Genomic DNA, 26322 nt, shown 5'->3' with positions numbered 1-26322 from the left:
CGCTGGCGGGGCGTGTCGCGACGTCCCGATCGTCCGGTTCTTCCCCGGCCCGCCGGCCCACCCGCCCACCCGTCGCGGGCGCGTTGGCGGCACCCCGGCGGGCGGCGCGGGAGCGGGGCCGGTCAGCGCCGCTCGGGGACGGCGACGTACTCGCGGGGGCGCTCCGTCGTGGGGGCGGCCGTCGTGGGGGCGGCCGTCGTGGGGGCGGCCGTCGTCGCCGGTCCGGGCGGTTCCGGCGGGTCGCCGGGGGCCGTCCCGCCGCCGGGAGCCGGCGGGCGGGGTCGGCGGGGCGGCCCGAGCCGGCGGGTCAGCGGCATCTCGACCCACCGGTGCAGCAGCGCGGCCAGCCCCAGGTTCACCAGCAGGAAGCCGACCACGGCCAGCGGCCCCCACCAGCCGGGCAGCCCCACGCCGAGCCGGTCGGCCAGCCGCAGCACGGTGACCATGACGAAGACGTGCACCAGGTAGAAGGCGAAGGAGACCTCGCCGAGCCAGACCATCGGCCGGGACCGCCACGGCGTCCGCGCGCCGCGCACGTCCGCGTCGGCTGCGGCGGCGATGACCAGCAGGTACGCCGCCGCGAGCAGGGCCGCCCACAGCTCGGCGCGGATCCACTGCGAGGCGACGACCCAGGTGGCCACGAAGATCACGCTGGCCGCGGTGAGGCCGGGACCCCGCCAGCGCCCCCGGCGCAGCAGCTCGGCCGCGGCGACGCCCATCCAGAACTCCAGGGACCGTACGACGGGGAAGACCTGGGTGAACCACCAGGTGCTCTCCTGCGGCACCAGTTGCTGACCGGGCCAGAGCGCCACGATCAGCAACGGCACCGCGACCACCACCGCCCACAGCACCCCGGGCCGCGCCCGGCGGACCAGCGGCAACGCGAACGGCAGACAGAAGTAGAAGAACAGTTCGCAGGAGAGCGACCAGCTCACCGAGTTGACGCTGTAGAAGTAGCCGGGGGTCGGGTCCCAGGCCTGGAGCAGCAGGAGGTTCTCCACCGCGGCGCGGATGTTGACCGGGTCGGCGAAGACCCACACGCCGGTCAGCAGCACCACACCCCACATCAGCAGGTGGTTGGGGTAGATCTTGGCGAGCCGGCGGCGCCAGAAGTCGCGTCGGCGGTCCCCGTCGCGGGCCGACCAGACCAACACGAACCCGCTGAGGATGAAGAAGAACTCGACCCCGGACAGGCCCAGGGTGAACAGCCGGTCGATGACGGCCTGGTAGTCGGGCTCGGCGACGATCCGCATGGTGCCGGCGTGGTATCCGAAGACCAGCAGGGCGGCGATCCAGCGCAGCCCGGTCAGCGAGGGCAGCCGGCTCGCCGGGCGGGCGGGCGGCTCGGGTCGTACGACGGTCGGTGCGCTGGTCATGCCGGCGGCCCGTCCGTCCGCAGGGTCACCAGCACCGCGCCTCCTCGCCTCGTGTCGCCCCGGGCGGCCGGCGCCGCCGCGTCGTGGCGGGCCGGCGGGTGCCGCCCGCCGGGCACCCTACCCGCTGGGCCCGCCCGGCCCCCGCATCGGCGGTCGCCGGGAGACGCGAATGCCAGGAGCGGGCGTCCGATGGCCTAATATCGCGGTCTCGGCACCCACGGGCGTGCCCCGACCTCGTCGGGCCACGGCGGGTCGGCGCCCACCAGCGCACCCCTGACGGGGCTGACACGACGAGAAGGACGGCACCGATGCACCAGCGGATCCTGCTCCGGGCCAAGAAGGGCCCGTTCGACGTCTACTCGCCGGAGGAGACGTTCGAGCGCAACTGGATCGGCGACAACACCGGCAACCTCGTGTTCAGCCACGCGGCGCACAAGATCCTGCGGACCTCGACGGCGCAGATCACCTCGTCGGAGTTCCGGGCCAACCCGCGCGAGGCGGACGAGATCAACGAGCGGTACGACGTCTTCGTGGTGCCGCTGGCGAACGCGTTCCGGCGCAGCTACGCCAGCCGGCTGGGCACCATGACCCGGCTCATCGAGCGGCTGAAGATCCCGGTGGTGGTGCTGGGCGTCGGCGTGCAGACCGACGTCAACGGCGACCGGGAGTACCTGCGACCGATCGACGACACGGTGAAGGCGTTCACGAAGGCGGTGCTCGACCGGTCGCACAGCATCGGCGTGCGCGGCGAGATCACCGAGGGGTACCTGCGCAGCCTCGGCTTCTCCGCGGTCGACGTGATCGGCTGCCCGTCGATGTTCCTGCACGGCGACAGCCTGCGGGTGGAGAAGCGGAAGGCGACGCTCACCGTCGAGGACCGGGTGGCGCTGACCGTCTCGCCGTACGTCAAGTCGATGGCGAAGGTGATCAGCTCGCACCACCAGCGCTACCCGAACCTGCGCTACCTCCCGCAGGACCTGAAGACCCTCGGCACCCTGCTCTACGGCGACCTGCCCGAGGAACGGGGCAAGAAGGCCGCCATCCCGATCCACACCTCGCACCAGCTCTTCGTCGAGGACAAGGTGCGGATGTTCGTCGACCCGTGGACCTGGATGGACTACCTGTCCGGGTTCGACTTCAACTTCGGCACCCGCATCCACGGCACCATCACCGCGCTGATCGCCGGCACCCCGGGCTACCTGTTCGCGCACGACTCGCGCACGCTGGAGCTGGCCCGGTACTTCGACATCCCACACCGGATCATGAAAGACGTGTCGGCCGACGTGGATGCCGTCGCGCTCTACGACGAGGCGGACTACACCGCGCTGAACAACGGGCACAAGGCCCGGTTCGACACGATGATGTCGTTCCTGGCCCGGCACGACCTCGGCCACTCCTTCGCCGACGGCGACAGCGCGGCTCACTTCGACCGGCAGGTCGCCGAGACGAGCTTCCCCCCGGCGATCCGCGCCCAGACGGCCACCGACCCGGGCGAGCTGATCGCCCGGATCCAGTGGCTGCGCGACCGGAACCAGGAGCTCGGGGAGAGCGTCGAGGAGCTGAGCGCCCAGCGGCTGCGGACCCGGGTGCGGGCGGCGGTGGGCGGTCGGATGCGCCGGATACTCAACCGCTGACCCTCCCGTCAAGGGCTGTTCAGAGACCCACGACCGCCGGCGCACCCACGCCAGGGCCGTCGGCGTTCCGGCCACGGACGGCGACGGGCCCGCCAGGAAGGCGATGGCACGCCGCGCTCGTACGGGTGTACGAAAGCGGCGTTAGGATGGGCGCATGTCCGGTGCCGCCTACCAGCCGTCGATGCTCGACCTCACCACCGACGGGCCCGCGCTCGACCGGCTCGCCGGGCGGCTGCGCCGGCACCGGCTCGACCGGGGCGCGTGGGTGGACCACCTGCCCGGCTGGGTCCTCGGCTCCGACCAGGTGCTGGACACCCTGCTCGCCGAGGTGCCGTGGCGGGCCGAGCGCCGCACGATGTACGACGCCGAGGTCGCCGTGCCCCGGCTGCTCTGCTGGTACGCCGCCCACCGGCCGCTCCCCCACCCGGTGCTCACCGCCGCGCGGGCCGCCCTGACCGCGCACTACGCGCCCGAGCTGGGCGAGCCGTTCGTGACGGCCGGGATGTGCCTCTACCGGGACGGACGGGACAGCGTCGCCTGGCACGGCGACACCCAGGGCCGCTCCGCGCACACCGACACGATGGTGGCCATCGTCTCGTTCGGCTCGCCCCGGCCACTGCTGCTGCGCCCGCGCGGGGGCGGCACGAGCCTGCGCTTCCCGCTCGGGCACGGCGACCTGGTGGTGATGGGCGGGTCCTGCCAGCGCACCTGGGAACACGCGGTCCCGAAGACCAGCCGGCCCGTCGGGCCCCGGGTCAGCGTCCAGTTCCGTCCCGCCGGCGTCGCCTGACCCGCCGGGGCGCCCGGCACCCGTCCCGCCGGTGCCGCCCCGTCCGCCCGCACGCGGCCGGGTCCGGTGGTGGGCGGGCACCAGCACAGGAGGCAGGCCTCCGGTGGTGGGCGGGCACCAGCGCGGGAGGCAGGCGCAGGTCCGCCCGCCCGCGCTCGGCCGGGTCCGGTGTCCACGCCGCCCAGATTCGCCGGCCGGACGGAGAGCGGAGACGACCTGGTCGGTTCCGCCGCGACGGCCGTTCGGGCCAGGGCCCGCAGGGGCCGCGCGTCCCGGGGCGGCCCTGCCGGCGCACGGACCGGCGGGTCGGGCCGGAAACGTAACGTGATCGCCCACTTTCGGGTAACCATGGACTTCCCGGGCCGTGTTAGCTTGGCCGCGCCCATCACTCTCCGCATTGCTCTGGAGCTTTACGTGCTCATTGGACGCCCGATCGCCCGGCGGTCGGGACCCGTACGCGTCCTCGCCGCCCTGCTGCGCCGCCACGTCGGGCTCGTCCTCCTGCTGGCCGCGGGGATCGCACTGCGCGTCACCGCCATGGTCGCCTACGCGCCGGCGCTGTGGTTCCAGGGCGACTCGGGCAGCTACATCCGGATGTCCCGGGAGTGGCCCGCCATGCCCCCACGTTGGACGTTCCCGTGGCTGCTCAAGGGTTTCGAGTGGACGGGCACCTTCGCCTCGGTGGTGGCGCTCCAGCACGTCGCCGGGCTCGCCCTGGGCGTCGCGGCGTACCTGCTGCTGCGCCGCCGCCTCGGGGTGCGGCCGTGGGTCGCCGCGCTGGCCACCGCGCCGGTGCTGCTCGACGCCACCCAGCTGACGCTGGAGCAGTACCTGCTCACCGAGACCCTCTTCACCACCACGCTGGCCGTCGCGGCGCTGCTGCTGGTCCGGCGGGAGCGGCCCGGGTCGCTCGCCGCGCTGGGCGCCGGGGTGGCGGTCGCACTGGGCATGGCCACCCGCCCGACCGGCGTGGTCGCCGTCGGCGCGCTGCTGCTGTTCCTCCTGCTGCCCTGGCGCGGCTGGCGGGCCCCGACCGCGTACCTGTTGGGCATCGTCGCCGTCTTCGGGGCGACCTTCGCCGCCACCGGCACGGTCAAGGAGGCCCTCGGCGCGGAGGGCGGGAAGTTCCTGTACGGACGCACCGCGCAGATCGCCGACTGCGACCGGCTGGAGCTGCGCGCCGGGCTGCGCAAGCTCTGCCCGACGCAGCCGCTGGGCCAGCGACCCGATCGACCGGACTGGTTCATCTGGAACCGGGCCAGCCCGATCCGCGCCGCCGAGCGGCCGGCGGACCTCGACGAGTTCGCCCGCGAGGTGCTCCGGCAGCAGCCGGGCGACTACCTGGCCGCCGTGGCGTCCGACACCGGCCGCTACTTCTGGCCGAGCCGGCTCGGCCCGACCGAAGCCTGCCTGGCGAACTTGTGGCGCCCACAGCCCGCCCCGACCAACTGGGCGGCCGACTACGACTGCGTGCCGCGCACCGCCGGTGACGACTACGAGTGGCGGCCCGCGCCTTCGCGGGACGTCGAGCCGAACGCGGCGAGCCGGTTCCTGCACGCCTACGGCCGACACGCCGTCCTCCCACCGCCGGCCCTGGCCGCCATGCTCCTGCTCGCCCTGGTCGGGGCGGGATGGCCACGCCGGGGCGGGCTGCGGCTGAGCATGGTGGCGCTGCTGTACGCGGGGATCGGCGTCGGGATCATGGTCTTCTCGGTCGCCACCTCGATGTTCGACCTCCGCTACGGGCTGCCGGCCCTGGCGTTCCTGCCGATCGCCGCGGCGGCCGGCTGGCAGCGGCTGCGGTCGACCCCCACCCGGACGGACCGACGTACGCCGGCTGACCGCGAGCCAGATCGGCTCGAACCCACCACGGCAGAGAGCAACGGGGCGCATGACGAACGAACGGGAGATCGAGGTCACGGTGCTGCTACCGTGCCTCAACGAGGCTGAGACCCTGGAGACCTGCGTCCGCAAGGCGCTGCGCTCGCTGGGCGAGTGCGGTGTCGTCGGCGAGGTACTGGTCTCCGACAACGGCTCCACCGACGGCTCTCAGGAGCTCGCCGAGCGGGCCGGCGCCCGGGTGGTGCACGCCCCCGTCCGGGGCTACGGGGGCGCCCTGCTCAACGGCATCGACCAAGCCCGCGGGCGCTACATCATCATGGCCGACGGCGACGACTCGTACGCGCTGTCGGACCTCGGCCCCTTCATCGAGAAGCTACGCGCCGGGCACGACGTGGTGATGGGCAACCGGTTCCGGGGCGGGATCGCCCCCGGCGCCATGCCGCCCCTGCACCGCTGGCTGGGCAACCCGGTGCTGAGCTGGCTCGGGCGGATGCTGTTCGGGCTGTCCGGCGTGCGGGACTTCCACTGCGGCATGCGCGGCTTCAACGCCGAGCGGATCCGCGCCCTCGGCCTCTGCATGCCGGGCATGGAGTTCGCCTCCGAGCTGGTGGTCCGCGCCTCGCTGGCCGGCTACGACATCGTCGAGGTGCCGACCACCCTGTCCCCCGACGGCCGGTCCCGCCCGCCGCACCTGCGCACCTGGCGGGACGGGTGGCGGCACCTACGCTTCCTGCTTGTGTTCGCCCCCCGCAAGACCCTGGTCCGGCCGGGTGGCGCGCTGGCCCTGCTCGGGTTGGCCGGGGTGGGGGTGCTCACCCCCGGCCCGCTGGCCCTCGGCCCGATCCGGCTCGACGTCGCCTCCCTGGTCTACGCGTGCCTGATGGTGCTGGTCGGGGCGCAGCTCATGCTCTTCGGCGGCCTCGCCGAGATCTACGGACGGCAGGAGAGGCTGGTCCCGCCGCGCGCCTCGGACCGGTGGATCCGCCTGCTGCGGCTGGAGACCAGCGCCACCGTCGGCCTGCTGCTGCTCGCCACGGGCGGGGCCGGCACCGGCGCGGCCGTCTGGCACTGGGGGCTGGACGGGTTCGGCGACCTGAACCCGCTCGCGACCCTCCGGGTGGTGCTGCCGTCGGCCACCGCCATCGCGCTCGGCGTGGTGGTGCTCTTCTCCGGGCTGGTCGGCAGCCTGCTCACGCTCCGCCCGACCCATCCGACGCCGACCGTGGTGCGGCAGCCCCGCCGGGAACCGGAGCTTCCCACCACTGGCAGCCCCGACCAGCACGACACCGCGACGGACTCGGTGCTCGCCGGGTAGCCGACCCCGGGCCGGCCACGGCGGCGGGGGCAGCGCGCCGCCGCCGGGGACCGGCCTGCTAGAAACAACTCCCAGGGTCGTCCACGCCCCCGTCAGCACCTCGACGCGAAGGGCGCCCCATGACCCAGCCCCCCACCCAGCCGCGCTCCCGCTGGTCCCCGTGGTCCCTGCACGGCGACGGCCGGTCCGTCCGCCCCGGCGACGTGGTCCACCCCGACGAGCGGCTCTCCTGGCCGCGCACCCTCGGGGTCGGCGTGCAGCACGTGGTGGCGATGTTCGGCGCCACCTTCACCGTGCCGCTGATCACCGGCTTCCCGCCGGCCACCACGATCTTCTTCTCCGGCATCGGCACCCTGCTCTTCCTGCTGCTCACCGGCAACCGGCTGCCGTCGTACCTGGGGTCGTCGTTCGCGTTCATCGCCCCGGTGCTGGCCGCGAAGGCCGGCGGTGACATCGGCCCCGCGCTCGGCGGGATCGTGGTGGCCGGCGTCGCGCTGGCAGTGGTCGGCCTGATCGTGCAACTGGCCGGGGCGCGTTGGATCGACGCGCTGATGCCTCCGGTGGTGACCGGCGCGATCGTCGCCCTGATCGGGCTGAACCTCGCCCCGGTCGCCTGGGACGGCGACGGCAGCGGCACCGGAGTCAAGGCGCAGCCGCTGATCGCGGTGATCACCCTGGTGGTGATCCTGCTCGCCACGGTGGCGTTCCGGGGCTTCCTGGCCCGGCTGTCCATCCTGCTCGGCGTGGTGGTCGGCTGGCTGCTCGCCACCGCCCTCGGCGACCTGGACGGGAAGGCCGTCGACGCACTGCGCGAGGCGGCCTGGGTCGGCCTGCCCGACTTCCACGCGCCGCAGTTCAGCCTGCGCGCGGTCGTACTGGTGATCCCGGTGATCCTGGTGCTGATCGCGGAGAACGCCGGGCACGTCAAGGCGGTCGCCGCGATGACCGGCCGCAACCTGGACCGGGACATGGGCCGGGCGTTCCTCGGCGACGGCCTGGCCACCATGCTCGCCGGCTCCGGCGGCGGCTCCGGCACCACCACGTACGCGGAGAACATCGGCGTGATGGCGGCGACCCGGGTGTACTCGACCGCCGCGTACTGGGTGGCCGGGGCGGCGGCGGTGCTGCTCGGGCTCAGCCCCAAGTTCGGCGCGCTGATCCTCACCGTGCCGGCCGGGGTGCTCGGCGGCGCGACCACCGCCCTGTACGGCCTGATCGCCGTGCTCGGTGCCCGGATCTGGATCGAGAGCCGGGTCGACTTCCACAACCCGGTCAACCTGATGACCGCCGCCGTGGCCCTCATCATCGGCGCGGCGAACTACACCCTCACCGCCGGCGACCTCTCGTTCAACGGTATCGCCCTCGGCACCGCCGCCGCCCTGGTCACCTACCACGGCATGCGCCTGATCGCCCACCTCCGAGGCACCACCCCGAAGCCCCACCAAACCCCCGAACCCAACCTCTGACCCCACCCCACCCCCACCCCCACCCAGATTGATCAAGAGGTTTGCGTCGCCCGAGAAGCTTGGGCTGACGCAAACCTCTTGATCAACGCGGACATGCGGGGTGGGGGTGGGGGTGGGGGTGGGGTTAGTCGCGTTCGATTTGGTGGCCGACTGTTGAGGGGCCGAGCATTACGGCGAAGCCGCTGCCGTCGCGGCGGGGGTCGGACGGGGGCAGGTCGACCGGGTCGCCGGTCGCCGTCGCGCCGACCGGGCGCGGGCCGATCCAGGCCACCACCAGGTCCGTCTCGCCCCTGAGGAACCGCTGCGCGCGCACCCCGCCGGTCGCCCGCCCCTTCGCCGGGTACGCCCCGAACGGCGTCACCTTCACCGTCGCGCCCGTGGAGGTGACCACCATCGGCTCCCCGTGCCCCGGGTCGTCGGTGCGGATCGCCCCGAAGAAGACCACCCTGGCCTCCGCAGGCAGGTTGATACCGGCCATTCCGCCGCCCTTGGGCCCCTGCGGGCGCACCAGCGACGCGGCGAAGCGCAGCAGCGACGCCTCGGAGGAGACGAAGGCGAGGGTCTCGGTGCCGTCGGCGAGCCAGCTCGCCCCGACCACCTCGTCGCCCTCGCGCAGGCCGATCACCTCGAACTCGTCCGAGCGGACCGGCCAGTCCGGCGAGCACACCTTCACCACGCCCTGCCGGGTGCCCAGCGCCAGCCCCGGCGACCCCTCGGCCGGCGCACCGAGCGGGGCCAGGCCGACCACCGTCTCGCCCGGCTCCAGCGGCACCAGCTCGGCGGCGGACATGCCGCCACGCAGCGACACCGTGCCCGCCTGCTCGGGGAGCACCGGCAGCGGCAGCACGTCGACCTTGAACGCCCGGCCCGCGCTGGTCACCAGCAGCACCCGGCCCCGGGCCGTGGAGTGCACGACCGCGCGTACCGCGTCGTGCTTGACCCGGCCGCTGCGCCGGCGCCCCTCGGACGCCTCCTCCGACTCGGCCGCGGTCCGGGCGACCAGCCCGGCTGCGGAGAGGATCACCTGGCACGGGTCGTCGGCCACCTCGAGAGGACCGGCCGGCGCGGACGCGGCCAGCACCTCCTTGAGGTCGCCGTCGACCAGCGTGGTGCGCCGCTCGGTGCCGAACTGCTTCACCACGGCGGCCAGCTCGTCGGAGACGACCTTCCGCAGCACCTTCTCGTCGTCGAGGATGGTGGAGAGCTGGGCGATCTCCTTGCGGAGCTGCTCCTGCTCGGCCTCCAGCTCGATCCGGTCGAACTTCGTCAGCCGGCGCAGCGGGGTGTCCAGGATGTAGCTGGCCTGGATCTCGGAGAGCTTGAACTGGCGCATCAGGCCGTCCTTGGCGGCCTGGGCGTCGTCGCTGCCCCGGATCAGCCGGACCACCTTGTCGATGTCCAACAGCGCGATGAGCAGGCCGTCGACCAGGTGCAGCCGGTCCTCGCGCTTGCGCCTGCGGTACGCGCTGCGCCGGGTCACCACCTCGTAGCGGTGCCGCAGGAAGACCTCCAGCAGCGCCTTCAGCCCGAGGGTCCGCGGCTGGCCGTCCACCAGCACCAGGTTGTTGACGCCGAAGGACTGCTCCAGCGGGGTGAGCCGGTAGAGGTCGGCCAGCAGCGCCTGCGGGTTCACCCCGACCTTGCACTCGATGACGAGCCGGGTGCCGTTCTCCCGGTCGGTGAGGTCCTTGACGTCGGCGATGCCGGTCAGCCGCTTGGTCTTGTTGACCTCGTTGGTGATCGCGGCGATGACCTTCTCCGCGCCCACGCCGTAGGGCAGCTCGACAACGGTGATCGCCTGCCGGCCCCGGCTGCCCTCCAGGTGGCCGATCTCCACCCGGCCGCGCATCCGGACCACGCCGCGCCCGGTCTCGTACGCCCGACGCACCTCGTCCAGGCCGAGCAGCACGCCGCCGGTCGGCAGGTCCGGCCCGGGGATGAACTCCATCAGCCTGTCCAGGTCGGCGTCCGGGTGGTTGATCAGCCACCGGGCGGCGGAGACGACCTCGCCCAGGTTGTGCGGGATCATGTTGGTGGCCATCCCGACCGCGATGCCGGAGGCCCCGTTGACCAGCAGGTTCGGGAACGCGGCCGGCAGCACGGTCGGCTGGGTGAGCGAGCCGTCGTAGTTGGGCTCGACGTCGACCGTGTCCTCGCCCAGCTCGCCGACGAGCAGCATCGCCTCCCGGGACATCCGGGCCTCGGTGTAGCGCGCGGCGGCCGGGCCGTCGTCGGGGCTGCCGAAGTTGCCGTGCCCGTCGATGAGCGGGACGTTGAGCGAGAAGTCCTGGGCCAGCCGGACCATCGCGTCGTAGATCGCGGTGTCGCCGTGCGGGTGGTACCGGCCCATCACGTCGCCGACCACCCGGGCCGACTTCACGTGCGCCCGGTCCGGACGGTAGCCCGCCTCGTGCATCGAGTAGAGGATGCGCCGGTGCACCGGCTTGAGGCCGTCCCGGGCGTCCGGCAGGGCGCGGGAGTGGATCACCGAGAAGGCGTACTCCAGGTAGGAGTCGGAGACCTCGGTGACCAACGGGTTGTCGAAGACCCGCGCGCCGGCCTGGTCGAAGGCGGCAAGGTCCGCCCGGGGACCGGTGTTCTTACGGCGTGCCATGGTTCAGCTCTCTCCTCGGCGGGCCACGGTCGGGCGGCGTTGCCCCCTGGGGGCATCGGTCTGGCGGCGGGCGGTCCTCATGCGTCGATCGCCCCCCGGTCGACCCGGTCGGCGGAGTCGATCAGCCAGTTGCGGCGGGGCTCGACCTTCTCCCCCATCAGCAGCTCCAGGATCCGCTCGGCGGCGTCGACGTCGTCGAGGGTGATCCGGCGGACCGCCCGGGTGGCCGGGTTCATCGTGGTGTCCCACAGCTCGTCGGCGTCCATCTCGCCGAGGCCCTTGAACCGGGGGATCGGGGTGACGATCTGCTTGCCGGACTTCTCCAGCTTGCGGACCAGCGCCTCCATCTCCGCCTGGGTGTAGGTGTAGGTGGTCTGCGGGTTGCGCCCCTTCGTGGTGATCTTGTGCAGGGGCGGCATCGCGGCGTAGAGCCGGCCGGCCTCGATCAACGGACGCATGTACCGGGCGAACAGGGTGATCAGCAGGGTGCGGATGTGCGCGCCGTCCACGTCGGCGTCGGCCATGATCAGCACCCGGCCGTACCGCAGCGCCGACAGGTCGAAGGTGCGGCCGGAGCCGGCACCGAGCACCTGGACGATCGCGGCGCACTCGACGTTGTCCAGCACCTGCTGGAGATTCGCCTTCTGCACGTTGAGGATCTTGCCGCGAATCGGGAGAAGCGCCTGATACTCGGCGGTCCGGGCGACGCGGGCGCTGTTGTGGACGAACACCCCGGCTTCGAGGGCGAAGTTGTGGTAATCGTCGACCGTCAGGTCGTAGACGTCCGCCGTCTCGTTCAGAGCCTCGACCGACACCACGCGGTGGTTGACCAGGGACGCCGCCTCGCGCAGCCGCCCGTAGTCCCCGTCGTACAGGTTCAGGAGCCGGTCGAAGCGGAAACCGGTGCGGGCGGGCCGCATCCGCTCGGCCTCGTAGGCTGCCGCCAGGTCCTCGTCGGCGTACGACAGCAACGGCGCGATACGACGAAGCGCCGCCAGGCGGCGACCGTCGTTCTGCCGGCTCACCCGCTCCTGACGTGGCACGGAGGCGACGTATCGGGCCCGTCCGTCCTGCGCCTTGGCGAGGTGGCCGGTGCTGGGGTCGGTCATCCGCCGCCGCATCCGACGGGAGTGCTGCTCACCGAACTGGGGGTTGTCCCGGTGCCAGGCCGACACGGCGTTGCGCTGGCGCTCCCGCTCCGCCGGATCCGCGAACTGCTCGACGGTCTTCCGGGACCGCCAGGCACGCAGATCGTGATCCTGCCACTGACGCACCGAACGATCCCGCCACGCCTCCCGGCGGGAGGGGTCGGCGAAGAACCTGCGGACCCGCTCTGCCGCCGCTTCCCGATGCTCCGGTTGCGACCAGTACGCCGCCTGCCGCTCACGCATCCGCTCGGCGTAGGCGCGCTGCTCATCGGCGTCGAGCGCTTTGTACCAGGTCTGAAAGGCCTGTTCCACCTTCGCCCGGAACTTGGGTGACTCGTTGAGCGCGAACAGGCGGGCGAGGCAGGCCTCTCGGAAGGCCGGATCCCGCCACTGGGCCGTGAGCATCGCCGAGCGGATCTGCCGGCCCCCGTTGTCGAACCACTCCCGCCAGCCGGCGTGGACGTGCTCACCCATCAATGCGGCGTGCAGGGCGGAATGAGCCGCCCATGTCATCCGCCGCAGGTTCCAGGCATCCGCCAGGTAGTGGGTGTAGACCCATTCCTCCCTGTCGTTCATCCAGACCCGCTCGTACCCCTGAAGTTTCTGCCCCTCTGCCTTGCTGGACAGGCTGCGGTAGAGCGGCATCAGGGAATCGCCGGGCGCCAGCGCATCGGCCCGCCGGTACGAGCCGTCGCGCAGCCGGAACAGATGGTCGGGAGTGCAGCGCACCGACTCGCCGTTGTCAATGGAGACCTGCACCAGCGGGGCGTCGCGCTTGGTGAGCCGAGGCTCCACCAACGGAGCGACGACCACCCGGCCGGCCTTGTTGGTCGTGTAGCCGAAGTGGCTGACACCCCGCTCCCAGTCGGCGGCCAGGTCGGCGAAGGATCGACTCCGCCCGGACGCCAGCGCGACCATGGTGTCGCCGGTAAAGCACCCGAGCGCGCTGTCCCCCTCAACGATGAACAGCTCGCTACGGTCCACCCCAGTCGCGCGGCAGTCGACCAGCTTGGGAGGCATGGACGCGCCCTCCAGGGCGGTCTTGCGGCGGGCGGCGTCCTTCTGCTGCTTCTGAGTCAGCCGGACCCGGGCCGCGTCCACGATCTTCTGGAGCACCGTGCGGGCCTCGACCTTGGTGCGGCGATCCTCCAGCCACGCCTTCAGGTGCGCCTCGATCAGCCCTTGGAGCACCTTGGTGATGCCGGCGGTGGACAGCTCGTCCTTGGTCTGCGAAGTGAACTGCGGCTCGGGGATCCGCACGTGCACCACGGCCGTCATCCCCTCCAGGACGTCGTCCAGGGTGGGCGCGTCCTCCTTGGGCCTGAGCAGGCCCCGGGCGCTGCGGGCCGCGTCGGCGAGGGTGCGGGCCATGGCTCGCTCGAAGCCCTTGCGGTGGGTGCCGCCGTGGGCGTTGCGGATGGTGTTGGTGAAGCACTCGACGGTGCGTTCGTAGCCGGTGCCCCAGCGGAACGCCACCTCGACCTCGGCACGTCGCTGCACGTTGGACTGCATGACGCCGTTGGCGTCGGCCGCGTTCTCCCGGTAGGTGCCCTCGCCGGTGACCAGCAGGGTGCCGGAGACCGGCCGGTCGCCGCTCGGGGCGAGGAACTCCACCATGTCGGTCAGGCCGGCGGGGAAGTGGAAGGTCTCCTCGACCGGCTCCTCGCCGGTGCAGTCGCGCAGCAGGTAGCTCACGCCGGGGACGAGGAACGCGGTGTTGCGCAGCTTGAGCCGGACGGCCTCGGCGTCCAACGTGGCGCCGGTCTCGAAGTACCGGGCGTCGTGCCAGTAGCGGATCGAGGTGCCGGTGCGCGCGCCGCGCTTCATCGCGCCGGCGACCTGGAGGCCCGGGCCGGCGGTGAACGTGGCGTCGGGGCTGGGGCCGTCGAAGGCCCCCGGCACGCCGTGCCGGAACGACATGGTGTGCACCTTGCCGTCGCGGCGGACCGTGACGTCGAAGCGCCGGGACAGGGCGTTGACGGCGGAGGCGCCGACGCCGTGCAGGCCGCCGGAGGTCTTGTAGCCGGAGCCGCCGAACTTGCCGCCGGCGTGCAGCCGGGTGAGCACCAGCTCGACGCCCGAGATGCCGGACTTGGCGTGCACGTCGGTGGGGATGCCCCGGCCGTCGTCGTCGACCTGCACCGAGCCGTCGGCGTGCAGAATCACCTCGACCCGGGTGGCATGACCCGCGACACCCTCGTCGGTGGAGTTGTCGAGGATCTCGTTGACGAGGTGACCCACGCCACGGCTGTCGGTGGAGCCGATGTACATGCCGGGCCGTTTGCGTACGGCGTCCAGGCCCTCCAGGTGCGTCAGGTCGTCGGCCCCGTAGAGCATCTCAGGCTGTGCGGTCAACTGGTCGTACTCCCAGGTCTCGGCGGTGTGGTGCCGCTCACCGGCTCGATCACCTCGCGTGGCGCGCCGCAGCGAGCCTAACCGGGAGGTGGGACAGGACGTAGGCACCCCGCAGTGTGCGGGTCGCTCCGCCGTCGGCGGATCCCCTTCCAGTGGGCGGCCCGGAGGACGCCCACCTCCGCGCCAACGCCACCGACCCCGGGAATCATCCCGCCCGACCCCGCCCCCGGGACGACCCACCCGCGCCACGGCCCCCGCCCGGCGGCGCCGGGGCACCCCTGCCCGAAACCCGCGCAGGGACGCCCCAGACGTTGACGCCCGTCACTCGCCCGTGATGTGATCACCGCCTCATAGAAACTTTCACATTTCCATGGATTGATGGAGGACGCGCATGTCCGTGTTCCGTCGTACCGCGCTCGCGGCGGTGTTGACCGTCGCGGCGGCGGCGCTGTCGACCGCCGTCGCACCGCCCGCCCCGGCGGTGGCCAGCCTCCCCACCGCCGCCGTGGCGCTCGGCGACAGCTTCATCAGCGGCGAGGGGGCCGGGGCCTACTCCCCGGTCGTCGACGTCAACGGCCTCAGCCAGGGCTTCCCCGGGTGGACCGCGCCGAACAGCAACGCCTACTTCTGCCACCGGTCCCCCAACGCCTCGCTGTTCCAGGCCAACCTGCCGGGCATCCAGGACCGGTTCAACCTGGCCTGCTCGGGCGGGCAGCCGTACGACATCGGCAACGCGTCGGTCAACCGGACCAAGGGACGCTCGGTCGCCTCCCAGCTCGACCAGCTCCGCACGGTGGGTCAGACCCACGACATCGACCTGGTGCTGGTGGGCCTGGGCTCGAACAACAGCTCGTTCACCTTCGGCAGCGTGGCGGAGAAGTGCGCCAACCGGTTCATCGCCGACGCGTGGACCGGCTGGTGGGAGTTCTGGGCGTACCTCGGCGGGCCGGTGGAGCAGAAGCCGTGCAGCGACGCCGACCTGGCCACCGCGGCGCAGCTGAGCGCCGCGACGGCGGAGACCACCGCCGCCGTACGGCAGATCCTCACCACGCTCGACCAGATCGACGCCGACGGCCAGCACCGGATCGTGTTCCAGGACTACACCAACCCGCTGCCGTTCGACCTGGCCTCGAACTACTGGGAGGAGGACGGGCGGCAGGACGACCGGGACAAGTTCCGGGACCTCGGCGCCGAGCGGTACGCGGCCGGCTGCCCGATCCACCGGGCCAGCCTCCGGCCCGGGCACAACTTCTCCGCCGGGCTGGGCACCCTGGTCAGCTCGGTGCGGACCACGCTGGCCAGCCAGTTCCCCGCCGCCGACCTGGTCTACCTCAACGTGCAGCGGGCGTTCGACGGCGCCCGGCTCTGTGAGCAGCCGACCAGCCCGTCCGGCTCGCTCGCCACGCCGATCCGGCTCCAGGACGGCGCGACCGGCACCTTCGTCACCAGCCTCGCCGGGAAGGACAAGATCGCCATCCAGCGGATCGCCAACACCTGCGTGAGCTACTTCCAGACCTGCCAGGAGTCGTGGCACCCCAACGTGGCCGGGCACCAGGTGCTGGGCCGCTGCCTGGCCGGGGCCTCCTCCACCACCGCCCGCGCGGTGGCCTGCGTCCGCTCCGGGGACGGGACGATCAGCGTCGGCTGACCGTCCGCCGCCAACTAGAAGGGGCCCCTGGCAACAGGGGCCCCTTCGTCATCTCCGGCCGAGGGTGAGCAGGAGAGGGCCGGTCGGGCCGTCGACCAGGTCGCCGAGCCGCATCTCGTCGAGGACGGCGAGGAACGCCTCCTGCGCGCGGCGCAGCTGGCCACGCAGCCGGCAGCCGGCGACCAGGGGGCAGGCCGGCTGTTCGCAGGAGACCACCTCGTCGTCGCCCTCGAAGGCCCGCACGACCGCGCCGACGGTGACCTCGCCGGCCGCCTCGGCGATGGCCACCCCGCCGGAGCGGCCCCGGATGGTCACCAGCACCCCGATCCTCTGCAGCCGCTGCACCACCTTGGCGACGTGGCTGCGCGGCAGCGCGAGCTGTTCGGCCAGTTCGTCCACCGTCGTACGGGCCTGGGAGGCGGCGGTCAGCATGGCGATGCGCAGGGCCATGTCGGTGGACCGGTTGAGCTTCACGCACCGACCCTAGCCACCGCGAACGCGCCGCGCCCCGGGCCGGACGACCCGCACCCGGTGTGATCCGGGCGACTCCACAACCGGGACCTTCGACCCTGAAGAGGTATCTGATATTCCTGTTTATTGGGCACGTCGTCGACGAAAGCGGACGACACCGGACGACCGCAGGAGGACATGTCATGCTCACGGAGTCATCAGCGGCGGTGGTGCGGGCGACCCTGCCCGCCGTGCAGGCGCACGGCGAGGCGATCACCGGCCGGTTCTACCGGCGGATGTTCGACGCCCATCCGGAGCTGCTGGACCTGTTCAACCGGGGCAACCAGGCCACCGGGCAGCAGAAGGCCGCGCTGGCCGCCGCCGTCGTCGCGTACGCGGAGCACCTGGTCGGCGCCAGCGACGCACCGTGGGGGCCGATCCTGGACCGGATCGCGCACAAGCACGTCTCGCTCGGCATCACCCCGGCGCAGTACACCGTTGTGGGCCGGCACCTGCTCGCCGCCGTCGGCGAGGTGCTCGGCGACGCGGTAACCCCGGAGGTCGCCGCGGCCTGGGATGAGACGTACTGGCTGCTGGCCTGCGAACTGATCGCCCGGGAGGCCCGGCTCTACCAGGGCGCCGGGGTGGCCGAGGGGCAGCCGGTCTGGCGGGCCTGGCGGGTTGCCGAGCGGGTCCGGGAGACCGCCGACGTCGTGTCGTTCGGCCTGGAGCCGGCCGACGGCGGCCCGGTGCCGGAGTTCGTCCCCGGCCAGTACGTCTCCGTCGCGGTCGACCTCGACGGCGGCCGGGGGCAGCAGATCCGGCAGTACAGCCTCTCCGGCCGGCCCGGCGCGGCGCGGTGGCGGATCACCGTGAAGCGGGTGCACGGCACCGCCGGCGCGCCCGACGGCATGGTCTCCACGTTCCTGCACGAGCGGGTGGCCGTCGGCGACACGCTGCGACTCAGCCCGCCGTTCGGCGAGGTGAGCGCCGTGGCCGGGGAGGGGCCGCTGGTGCTGGTCAGCGCCGGCATCGGGCTCACCCCAGCGATGTCCGCGCTGGAGCACCTCGCGGCCACCGCGCCGCAGCGGCCGGTGACGCTGGTGCACGCCGACCGGGCCGGCACCGCGCACGTGCTCCGCGACGAACTGCCCCGGCTGCACCACGCCCTGCCCAACCTGCGCACCGCGCTCTGGTACGAGAACATCGACGCCGCCGACGGGCCGCTCGCCGAACTGCCGGTGCAGGTCAGCCCGGGGCGCGTCGACCCGGAGCTGATCCCGCTCACCCCCAACGCCCACGTCCACCTGTGCGGCCCGCTGCCCTTCATGAACCAGGTCCGCAGCACCCTGCTGCGCCGCGGCGTCCCCAGCGACCGGATCGCCTACGAGGTCTTCGGCCCCGGCATGCTCCGCGACGGGGCCTGACCCGCCGCCGACGCCGCCCGTGTCGCCACTGTGGACGGCAGCGGCGCGGCGGCCACCGGCCTCCCTGGCTTCGGTGACCTGCTCGTCGACCGGTCGTGGGCGCGACGGCCGGTCGGCCCGAGGAGGTTAGGAGGCGAAGGCGAGGGTAGGGACCTGTGGTGCGCGTCCAGGGACCCCGCCGGCTCGACGGGTCCCCGCCGGCCGGGACGGGCGGATGGAGGAGGAAGAATGCGGATCGCGATGATCTCGGAGCACGCCAGCCCGCTCGCCGTCCTCAGCGGGAGGAGCACCGGCGGGCAGGACACGCACGTGGCGGAACTGGCGGCGGCCCTGGTCGACCGGGGCCACGAGGTACACGTCTACACCCGCCGCGACTCCCCCGCCCTGCCCGAGACGGTTGCCACCCCGGACGGCTACGAGGTGCTGCACGTGCCGGCCGGGCCGCCGCGCCTGCTGCCCGGCGACGAGCTGCTGCCGCACACCGGCGAGTTCGGCCGGTGGCTGGCCGGGCACTGGCGCGACGCCTGGCTGCCCGACGTGGCGCACGCCCACTTCTGGCGGAGCGGGCTCGCCGCCGTGCACGCCGGGCGGCGGACCGGGGTGCCGGTGGTGCTGACCTACCACGCCCTCGGCACGGCGCAGCGGCGGCTGCGGGGCGCACGGGACACCGGCCCACCGGGCCGGGCCGGCTACGAGCGCGCGCTCGGCCGGGCTGCCGACCGGGTTGTCGTGCAGTCTCAGGACGAGATCGGCGAGCTGGTCCGCCTCGGCGTGCCCCGGTCCCGGATGTCTCTGGTGCCCGCCGGGGTCAACGAGCGGATCTTCCGCCCGGACGGCCCGGTCGCCCCCCGTGACCCGGCCCGTCCCCGGGTGCTGACCGTGGGCCGGCTGACGGAGAGCATGGGCTTCGAGGAGGTCGTCCGGGCCATGCCCGCGGCGCCGGAGGCCGAGTGCGTGATCGTCGGCGGCCCGCCGGCCGAGAAGCTGCCCACCGACGGCTCCGCCCGGCGCCTGACCACGCTCGCCCGGTCCTGCGGGGTGGCCGACCGGGTCAGGCTGATCGGCGGGGTGCCGCGCGAGGAGCTGGCCAGCTGGTACCGCTCGGCCGACCTGCTGGTCGCCGCTCCCTGGCACGAGCCGTTCGGCCTGACCGCCCTGGAGGGCATGGCCTGCGGTGTCCCGGTGATCGGCACCGACGTGGGCGGCATCGCCGACACCGTCATCGACGGGCTCACCGGCGACCTGGTGCCGCCGCGCGACCCCCGGGCGCTGGGCACCGCGATCCGCCGTCTGCTCGGCGACAACGTGCGGCGCTTCGCGTACGCCACGGCAGCGCTGGACCGGATCCGCAGCCGGTACTCGTGGCGGCGCTGCGCCGAGCAGCTCAACCTCGTGTACGAGGCGGTTGCCACCGTCGCCCGGCCGGCCACGGCGGCGGCCTGACGACCGGCGGCCCGCTCACCGCCCACCCCTTACTACCCGCCGGTAGCTTACGGCCGTAGGCTGGTCCGGTGAGCGCGACCGAGGAGTACACGCAGGAGTTCGTCGACGTCGACGGCGCCCGACTCGGGGTGCAGATGTATCCCGAGCCCGACGGCACGGCGGACGCCCCGGTGGTGGTGATCTGGCCCGCGATGGGGGTGCGAGCCCGCTACTACCGGCCGTTCGCCGCCGAGCTGCGGGCAGCCGGTCTCGCCGTGGTCGTCGCCGACCTGCGCGGCACCGGCGCGAGCACCCCGCCCCCGAGCCGGGCCTGCCGGTACGGCTACGTGGAACTGGCCGCCGACGTCGGCGCGGTGCTCGCGGCGCTGAAGCCGAGGCTGGACGGGCGGCCCACGATCCTGCTCGGGCACTCCCTCGGCGGCCAGGCCGCCCTGCTGCACCTGGCCCTGCACGGCACGGACGCCGTGGACGGGCTGGCCCTGGTCGCCGTCGGCGTGCCGTACTGGCGCGGGTATCCGGGTCCCCGCCGGTACGGGGTGCTGCCGTACACCCAGGGGATCGCCGTGACCGCCCGGCTGCTCGGCGTCTGGCCGGGCTGGGGGTTCGGCGGCCGGCAGGCACGCGGGGTGATCCGGGACTGGGCGCACACCGCCCGCACCGGCCGCTTCCCCGCGCTCGACGGGGTGGACACCGAGGCGGCGCTGTGCTCGCTGGACGTCCCGGTCCTCGCGGTGAGCGTGGACGACGACCAGTACACCCCGCACGCCACCGTGGACCACCTCTGCGGCAAGCTCGCCGCGGCCACCGTCGCGCGCGAGCGCTACACGACCGCGCAGGCCGGCACCCCACTCGACCACTTCGTCTGGGTACGCGCCAGCGCGCCGGTGGCCGCCCGGGTGGCCGCCTTCGCCGCCGGGCTCCCCCACCGGGACTGACCCCGCCCGAGGACCGGCCCGGCCACGGTGCGTACCTGCGGAATCGGCGGGTATGCCGCACTGCCCGTACGGTGGAAGGGGATCAGATGTCCGAACGGCACACCGCACTGCGTTCGATGCACGACCTGGGCCTGGCAGCCTGGTTCGGCGGCTCCCTGATGGGGGCGCTCGGCGTCAACGGCGCGGCGGCACAGATCAACGACTCGACCCAGCGACTGCCGGTGGCCTCGGCCGGGTGGGCCCGGTGGACCCCGGTGAACGCGGCAGCGATCGGCGCGCACCTGATCGGCGGCGTCGGCGAGCTGGCGACCGAGAGCCCCCGGGTGCTCGCCCAGTCCGGGGTGGCCCGGATGAGCGCGGCGAAGACGGCCCTCACGGTCGCCGCGCTCGCGGTCACCGGGTACAGCCGGCTGCTCGGCATGCGGCTGGAGAAGGCGGGCGGCCCGTCCGTCGAGGGGACGACCGAGCCGAACCCGCAGACGCCGGCCAACGTGGCCTCCTGCCAGCGGCAGATGAAGATGCTCCAGTGGGCCGTCCCGGCGCTCACCGGCGCGATGGTGGTGGTCACCGCGTACATGGGTGAGCAGCAGAAGCCGGGGCAGGTCCTCCGGGGCCTGCTCGGGCGCGCGGGCGGGCTGGCCAGCGCGCCCAAGGCGATGGGGAAGGTGGCCGCCCTGGGCGCGGCCAAGCGGCACATGGCCATGTCCGGCCGCTGACCGCCGCGCCGCCCGTGCCCGATCGGACCGGTGGGGCATGGGCGGCGCGCAGGCGGGCAATCAGCGCCCGTAGCACCGACCCGACCAGCGAGGTGACCATGACGAGCAGGGACGGATCGACGACCGGCGGGGACGAACGCGGACCGGGGTCCGCCGCCCCGTTCGGCACCAGCGACGGGTTCGACGCCGGTCCGCCGTGGGGTGCCGGCGAGGACTCCCCGATGGGCGAGGGCAGCGAGGAGACCGCCGTCCCGGAGGGGAGCCTCGGCGACCGGCGGGCCGGCGCGACCGCCGAACCCACCCCGCCTGCGGGGCGGCACGGGTTCGGCAACGTCGAGGAGCGGCCGGTCGCGGAGGCCGGCCCGGGGGCGCCGCCCGACCCGGCGCCGGCGCGGCGCACGTTCCCGAACGACAGCGCCGGCGGGGACCTGCCGGACAACGCGATCGAAGAGGCGACCGGGATGCACCCGGAGGGGATCAGCCGGCGCGGCTGACCGGCGTCCCGCCGGCCGGCACGCCCGCCCTCAGCCAGGATCTCCGCCAGACGGGCGGCGTCGCGCTGGGCCTGGTCGCCGCAGTCGTTTGCCCGCGCGCCGAACGGGCAGCCCACCTCGGGAAGACCGAAGCGGAGGAACAGGAGAAGCGGATGCGCGCGCTGCGGTTGCCGGGATGGAAGTCGGAACCCGAAGTGGTCGAGGTGCCCGAGCCCACGCCGGGCCCGGGCCAGGTGGTGGTGAAGATCGGCGGTGCCGGCGCCTGCCACTCCGACCTGCACCTGATGCACGATTTCGAGGCCGGGGCGGTCCCCTGGAACCCGCCGTTCACCCTTGGCCACGAGAACGCGGGCTGGGTGCACGCCCTCGGCGCCGGGGTGAACGGCCTCGAGGTCGGCCAGCCGGTGGCCGTCTACGGCCCGTGGGGCTGCGGCACCTGCGCCCGCTGTCGGGTCGGCGTCGACCCGTACTGCGAGAACCCGGCCGGCGCGCCCGTGCCGGGCGGGGGCGGCGGGCTCGGCCTCGACGGCGGCATGGCCGAGTACGAGTTGGTCCCGGACGCCCGGCACGTCGTGCCGCTGCCCGAGGGTCTCGACCCGGTGGAGGCGGCGCCGCTGACCGACGCCGGCCTCACCCCGTACCACGCCATCCGAAGGTCGTGGCACAAGCTGCCGCCGGACAGCACCGCCGTGGTGATCGGCGTCGGCGGTCTCGGGCACGTCGGCGTGCAGATCCTCAAGGCCACCACGGCGGCCCGGGTGATCGCGGTGGACACCCGCGCCGACGCGCTGAAGCTCGCCGAGGAGTACGGGGCCGACCTGACGCTGCGCTCCGGCGACCGGACCGCCGAGGAGATCAGGAAGGCCACCCCTGGCGGCCGGGGCGCGGACGTGGTCCTGGACTTCGTCGGCGCGGACGCCACGTTGGCGCTCGGCGCGGCCGCCGCCCGCACCGTCGGGGACCTCACCATCGTCGGGATCGGCGGCGGCACGCTACCGGTCTCGTTCTTCTCCGTGCCCTACGAGGTCAGCATCCAGACCACGTACTGGGGCAGCCGGCCCGAACTGATCGAGGTGCTCGACCTCGGCGCGCGCGGGCTGATCAAGCCGAAGGTCACCACGTTCGGGCTGGACGACGCGGTCGACGCGTACCGGCAGATGCAGGACGGGTCCCTGGAGGGCCGCGCCGTCATCGTGCCGTGACCGCCGGCGGGGCCGCGCCGCGACGCGCGGCCCCGACCGGTCAGTCAGTCCGCCCCGAGCAGGCCGCGCACGTACGCTGCCTGGCCGACGTGTTGCAGGTCGTCCTCGACGACGCTGACCAGCCGGACCCCGAGGGTCACCGGCGGGTCCCACGCCTCGTCGACCACCCGGTCCAGGTCCCTCGGCCGCAGCCCGGCGAGGAGCCCTCGGGTCCGCTCGGCGACCGCGTCGAAGTAGTCGAGCAGCGCCTCGGCGGTGTCCGGCCGGACGGTGGCGACCTGCTCCGGGGTGTGCCCGAAGCCGACGTCGTCCGGATCGGCGGGCAGCCCGAACCGGCCGGCCCAGTCCCCGCCGACCCACACCTGCTCCGCGTCGAGCAGGTCGGCGACGTGGTGGTCCTGGATCCTCGTCAGGTGCCACACCAGCCATCCCACCGGATTCGCGCCGGTCGCCGGCGCCCGGCGCAGTTGCTCCGGCGACAGTCCGTCGACGGCGCCGCGGACCAGCCCGGGCAGCCGGCCGTAGGCCTCGGTCAACACATCACTCACGTCCACCCGGTCCTCCTCGACGCTCGACTCCCCCGGCGCAGTACCGCGTCAGCGGGCCGGCAAACCTCGGGCCCTAGGGTGATCGGCGTGGTCGCGGCACTGGAGCTGTATCTGGACACCGACGCAACCCGGCGCATCCGGGTGCTGTGGGACGCGCTGGAGTCCGAGGGGGTGCAGAGCATGCGCTCCCTGCTGGAGCAGCGGCACCGGCCGCACCTGTCGCTGGCCGTGGCCCCCCGGCTGGACCCGGAGCGGGTCGTCGCCGCCCTCGCCGGCACGGCGGTGGCGCCGCCGCTGCGGCTGACGTTCCAGCACGCCGGGCAGTTCGTCGGGCGGGTGCTGTGGCTCGGGCCGTCCCCCACCGCCGAGCTGCTGGCCCACCACGCGCTCGTGCACGGCCGGCTCGCCGACGCCGGCGTCGGGCTGGCCGAGCACTACCGGCCGGGGCACTGGGTGCCGCACTGCACGCTGTCCATGCGGGTGCCCAACGCCCTGATGGCCGCCGCGGTGCGGCGCTGCCTGGAGGTGCTGCCGCTGGAGGCCACCGTGGTCGGCGCGGCGGTCACCGACCACGCCCGGGGCGTCTGCCGACCGCTGCCCTGACCGGCACGACAGGAGGTCTGCCATCATCGTCACGATGTCCGCCAACCCGTCCACGCCGACCGCCGACACCGCAGGCGCCCCGGTGCGGGGCACCGTGCTCGAGGCGGTGCTGGAACGCATCACCTACGCCAACGAGGAGACCGGGTACACCATCGCCCGGGTCGCCACCGACCGCTCCGGCGACGACCTGCTCACCGTCGTCGGCCCGCTGCCCGGCGCGCAGCCCGGGGAGCGGCTGCGGCTGGTCGGCCGGTGGGGGTCGCACCCGCGCTACGGGCGGCAGTTCGAGGTGCAGCACTGCACCACCGTGCTGCCCGCGACGGTGCAGGGCATCGAGCGTTACCTGGGCTCGGGACTGATCAAGGGAATCGGCCCGAAGATGGCGGCCCGGATCGTGGCCGCCTTCGGCGTGGACACCCTGCGGGTCATCGAGGAGGAACCCGGCCGGCTGGTCGAGGTGCACGGCCTCGGCAGGAAGCGCACCGCGGCGATCGGCACGGCGTGGCAGGAGCAGAAGGCCATCAAGGAGGTGATGATCTTCCTCCAGGGCGTCGGCGTCTCCACCTCGCACGCCGTGCGCATCTTCAAGCAGTACGGCGACTCGTCGATCGCGGTGGTGCGCGACGACCCGTACCGGCTGGCCGCCGACGTGTGGGGCATCGGGTTCCGGACGGCCGACAGCATCGCCAAGGCCGTGGGCATCCCGCACGACAGCCCCCAGCGGGTGCGCGCCGGCATCCGGTACACCCTCTCCGAGGCCGCCGACGGCGGGCACTGCTACCTGCCCGAGCCGAACCTGGTCGCCGACGCCGCGACGATCCTGGAGGTGCCGGCGGAGCTGGTCGCCGCCGGCCTGGCCGAGCTGGTGGCCACCGAGGACGGCGTGGTCCGCGAGGCGGTGCCGAACCCGAGCAGCGAGGGCGCCGTCATCCCGGCGGTCTACCTGGTGCCGTTCCACCGGGCCGAGTCGGCCCTCGCGGCGAGCCTGGTCCGGCTGCTGCGCGACCCGGTCGACCGGATGCCGGCCTTCGCCGACGTGGACTGGCCCAGAGCGCTGGCCTGGCTGCGGGCCCGCACGGGGGCCGAGCTGGCGACCGAGCAGGAACAGGCCGTACGGCTGGCGCTGACCTCCCGGGTGGCCGTGCTGACCGGCGGTCCCGGCTGCGGCAAGTCGTTCACCGTACGGTCGATCATCGAGCTGGCCGCGGCGAAGAAGGCGAAGATCGTGCTGGCCGCGCCCACCGGCCGGGCGGCGAAGCGGCTCACCGAGCTGACCGGTCACCCGGCCACCACCGTGCACCGGCTGCTCCAGCTCCGCCCCGGCGGGGACGCCACCTTCGACCGGAACAACCCGGTCGACGCCGACCTGATGGTGGTCGACGAGGCGTCCATGCTCGACCTGATCCTCGCCAACAAGCTGGTCAAGGCGATCCCGCCCGGCGCGCACCTGCTGCTCGTCGGCGACGTCGACCAGTTGCCCTCGGTCGGCGCCGGCGAGGTGCTGCGCGACGTGCTGGCCGCCGACACCGTGCCCCGGGTCCGCCTCACCCGCATCTTCCGGCAGGCGCAGGAGTCCGGGGTGGTGGTCAACGCGCACCGGATCAACGCCGGCCGGCCCCCGGTGTTCGGCGAGCACCCCGACTTCTTCCTTTTCCCCAGCGACGAACCGGAGGTCACCGCCGAGCAGGTGGTCGACATCGTGGCCCGGCGGATCCCGCGCCGGTTCGGCCTGCGCCCCCGCGACGTGCAGGTGCTCACCCCGATGCTGCGCGGCCCGGCCGGCGCCGGCAACCTGAACACCCTGTTGCAGCAGGCGATCGCCCCGCACCGCGAGGGCGCCCCGGAGCGGCGGCACGGCGGCCGGGTGTTCCGGATCGGCGACAGGGTGATCCAGGTCCGCAACAACTACGACAAGGGCACCGCCGGGGTGTTCAACGGCACGGTGGGGGTGGTCACCGCCCTGGACCTGGACGACCAGACGCTGACCGTGCGCACCGACGAGGACGAGGACGTGGGCTACGAGTTCCACGAGCTCGACGAGTTGCAGCACGCGTACGCCATCACGGTGCACCGGTCGCAGGGCAGCGAGTATCCCGCGGTGGTGGTGCCGGTGACCATGAGCGCGTACACGATGCTGCAACGGAATCTGCTCTACACCGCGGTCACCCGGGCCCGGAAGCTGGTGGTGCTGGCCGGGTCGCGCAAGGCGCTCGCCATCGCGGTGCGTACCGCGGGCACCGGCCGGCGGCACACCGCCCTCACCCACCGGCTCTCCCCCGACCGGCCCTGAGCCGGGGGCGGCCGGACCGCGCCGGG

The 26322-nt window shown here is 73.5% G+C and carries 19 protein-coding genes and 1 pseudogene; 14 read left to right on the top strand and 6 right to left on the bottom strand.

From position 1 onward, the window contains the following. Positions 1–122: 122 nt before the first annotated feature. Positions 123–1376: an acyltransferase family protein gene (locus OG617_RS24115; protein ID WP_405095248.1), complete on the bottom strand. Its 1254-nt coding sequence runs from the start codon at positions 1374–1376 to the stop codon at positions 123–125. A gap of 308 nt (positions 1377–1684) precedes the next feature. On the opposite strand from OG617_RS24115, the gene OG617_RS24110 reads away from it, so the two are divergent. The 5 genes from OG617_RS24110 (at position 1685) to OG617_RS24090 (ending at position 8423) form a co-directional block, all read left to right on the top strand. Further along, positions 1685–3010: a polysaccharide pyruvyl transferase family protein gene (locus OG617_RS24110; RefSeq protein WP_405095247.1), complete on the top strand. Its 1326-nt coding sequence runs from the start codon at positions 1685–1687 to the stop codon at positions 3008–3010. 154 nt (positions 3011–3164) lie between these two features. Further along, a complete protein-coding gene (locus tag OG617_RS24105) occupies positions 3165–3800 on the top strand; it encodes an alpha-ketoglutarate-dependent dioxygenase AlkB (RefSeq protein WP_405095246.1) in 636 nt (211 codons plus the stop codon). Between the two features lie 414 nt (positions 3801–4214). Then, complete coding sequence (locus OG617_RS24100) at positions 4215–5750, top strand: glycosyltransferase family 39 protein (protein WP_405095245.1); 1536 nt, start codon at positions 4215–4217, stop codon at positions 5748–5750. Further along, positions 5692–6957 (top strand): glycosyltransferase family 2 protein, encoded by a 1266-nt coding sequence (locus OG617_RS24095; protein ID WP_405095244.1) that lies wholly within the window; start codon positions 5692–5694, stop codon positions 6955–6957. The genes OG617_RS24100 and OG617_RS24095 overlap by 59 nt, the downstream gene beginning before the upstream one ends. A gap of 119 nt (positions 6958–7076) precedes the next feature. After that, positions 7077–8423 carry a uracil-xanthine permease family protein gene (locus OG617_RS24090; RefSeq protein WP_405095243.1) on the top strand — a complete coding sequence of 449 codons (1347 nt, stop codon included), beginning with the start codon at positions 7077–7079 and terminating at the stop codon, positions 8421–8423. A 124-nt stretch (positions 8424–8547) separates the two neighbouring features. Here the strand turns inward: OG617_RS24090 and OG617_RS24085 are convergent, their stop codons facing one another. From OG617_RS24085 to OG617_RS24075, 3 genes and pseudogenes are all read right to left on the bottom strand, one after another. Then, the gene (locus OG617_RS24085) at positions 8548–11037 is read right to left on the bottom strand and encodes a DNA topoisomerase (ATP-hydrolyzing) subunit A (protein WP_405095242.1); all 2490 of its coding nucleotides are present in this window, start codon (positions 11035–11037) and stop codon (positions 8548–8550) included. 77 nt (positions 11038–11114) lie between these two features. After that, entirely contained in the window at positions 11115–13148 is a 2034-nt protein-coding gene (locus OG617_RS24080) for a toprim domain-containing protein (RefSeq protein ID WP_405103930.1), read from the bottom strand. After that, positions 13122–14522 (bottom strand): annotated as a pseudogene (locus OG617_RS24075) (ATP-binding protein); the annotation flags it as partial. The gene OG617_RS24080 and the pseudogene OG617_RS24075, both read right to left, overlap by 27 nt. Positions 14523–14931: 409 nt before the next feature. Between OG617_RS24075 and OG617_RS24070 the strand changes: the two are divergent. Then, positions 14932–16188, top strand: coding sequence for a hypothetical protein (locus OG617_RS24070; RefSeq protein ID WP_405095241.1), 1257 nt, complete (start codon positions 14932–14934; stop codon positions 16186–16188). Positions 16189–16236: 48 nt separating this feature from the next. On the opposite strand, the gene OG617_RS24065 is transcribed toward OG617_RS24070, so the two are convergent. Then, positions 16237–16662, bottom strand: coding sequence for an RrF2 family transcriptional regulator (locus OG617_RS24065; RefSeq protein ID WP_405095240.1), 426 nt, complete (start codon positions 16660–16662; stop codon positions 16237–16239). A gap of 179 nt (positions 16663–16841) precedes the next feature. On the opposite strand from OG617_RS24065, the gene OG617_RS24060 reads away from it, so the two are divergent. The 6 genes from OG617_RS24060 to OG617_RS24035 all read left to right on the top strand — a co-directional run bounded on the left by OG617_RS24060 (position 16842) and on the right by OG617_RS24035 (position 22855). Next, positions 16842–18065: a globin domain-containing protein gene (locus OG617_RS24060; RefSeq protein WP_405095239.1), complete on the top strand. Its 1224-nt coding sequence runs from the start codon at positions 16842–16844 to the stop codon at positions 18063–18065. 228 nt (positions 18066–18293) lie between these two features. Next, the gene (locus OG617_RS24055) at positions 18294–19508 is read left to right on the top strand and encodes a glycosyltransferase (protein ID WP_405095238.1); all 1215 of its coding nucleotides are present in this window, start codon (positions 18294–18296) and stop codon (positions 19506–19508) included. A gap of 134 nt (positions 19509–19642) precedes the next feature. After that, the gene (locus OG617_RS24050) at positions 19643–20443 is read left to right on the top strand and encodes an alpha/beta fold hydrolase (RefSeq protein ID WP_405103928.1); all 801 of its coding nucleotides are present in this window, start codon (positions 19643–19645) and stop codon (positions 20441–20443) included. 86 nt (positions 20444–20529) lie between these two features. Then, positions 20530–21159 (top strand): hypothetical protein, encoded by a 630-nt coding sequence (locus tag OG617_RS24045; RefSeq protein ID WP_405095237.1) that lies wholly within the window; start codon positions 20530–20532, stop codon positions 21157–21159. Positions 21160–21257: 98 nt separating this feature from the next. After that, a complete protein-coding gene (locus OG617_RS24040; RefSeq protein WP_405095236.1) occupies positions 21258–21653 on the top strand; it encodes a hypothetical protein in 396 nt (131 codons plus the stop codon). A 152-nt stretch (positions 21654–21805) separates the two neighbouring features. Continuing rightward, positions 21806–22855: an NAD(P)-dependent alcohol dehydrogenase gene (locus tag OG617_RS24035; protein WP_405095235.1), complete on the top strand. Its 1050-nt coding sequence runs from the start codon at positions 21806–21808 to the stop codon at positions 22853–22855. 44 nt (positions 22856–22899) lie between these two features. On the opposite strand, the gene OG617_RS24030 is transcribed toward OG617_RS24035, so the two are convergent. After that, positions 22900–23409: a mycothiol transferase gene (locus tag OG617_RS24030; RefSeq protein ID WP_405095234.1), complete on the bottom strand. Its 510-nt coding sequence runs from the start codon at positions 23407–23409 to the stop codon at positions 22900–22902. Between the two features lie 81 nt (positions 23410–23490). Between OG617_RS24030 and OG617_RS24025 the strand changes: the two genes are divergently transcribed. Together OG617_RS24025 and OG617_RS24020 are read left to right on the top strand one after the other, a co-directional pair. Further along, positions 23491–24006: a 2'-5' RNA ligase family protein gene (locus tag OG617_RS24025; protein WP_396684466.1), complete on the top strand. Its 516-nt coding sequence runs from the start codon at positions 23491–23493 to the stop codon at positions 24004–24006. Between the two features lie 34 nt (positions 24007–24040). Next, positions 24041–26296, top strand: coding sequence for an ATP-dependent RecD-like DNA helicase (locus OG617_RS24020; RefSeq protein ID WP_405095233.1), 2256 nt, complete (start codon positions 24041–24043; stop codon positions 26294–26296). Positions 26297–26322 lie beyond the last annotated feature (26 nt).

This window comes from Micromonospora sp. NBC_01412 (assembly GCF_045040215.1).
Taxonomy (GTDB): Bacteria; Actinomycetota; Actinomycetes; order Mycobacteriales; family Micromonosporaceae; genus Micromonospora; species Micromonospora rubida.
The sequence above is the reverse complement of the archived record's forward strand: the minus strand, read 5'-3'. Positions and strand labels throughout refer to the sequence as shown.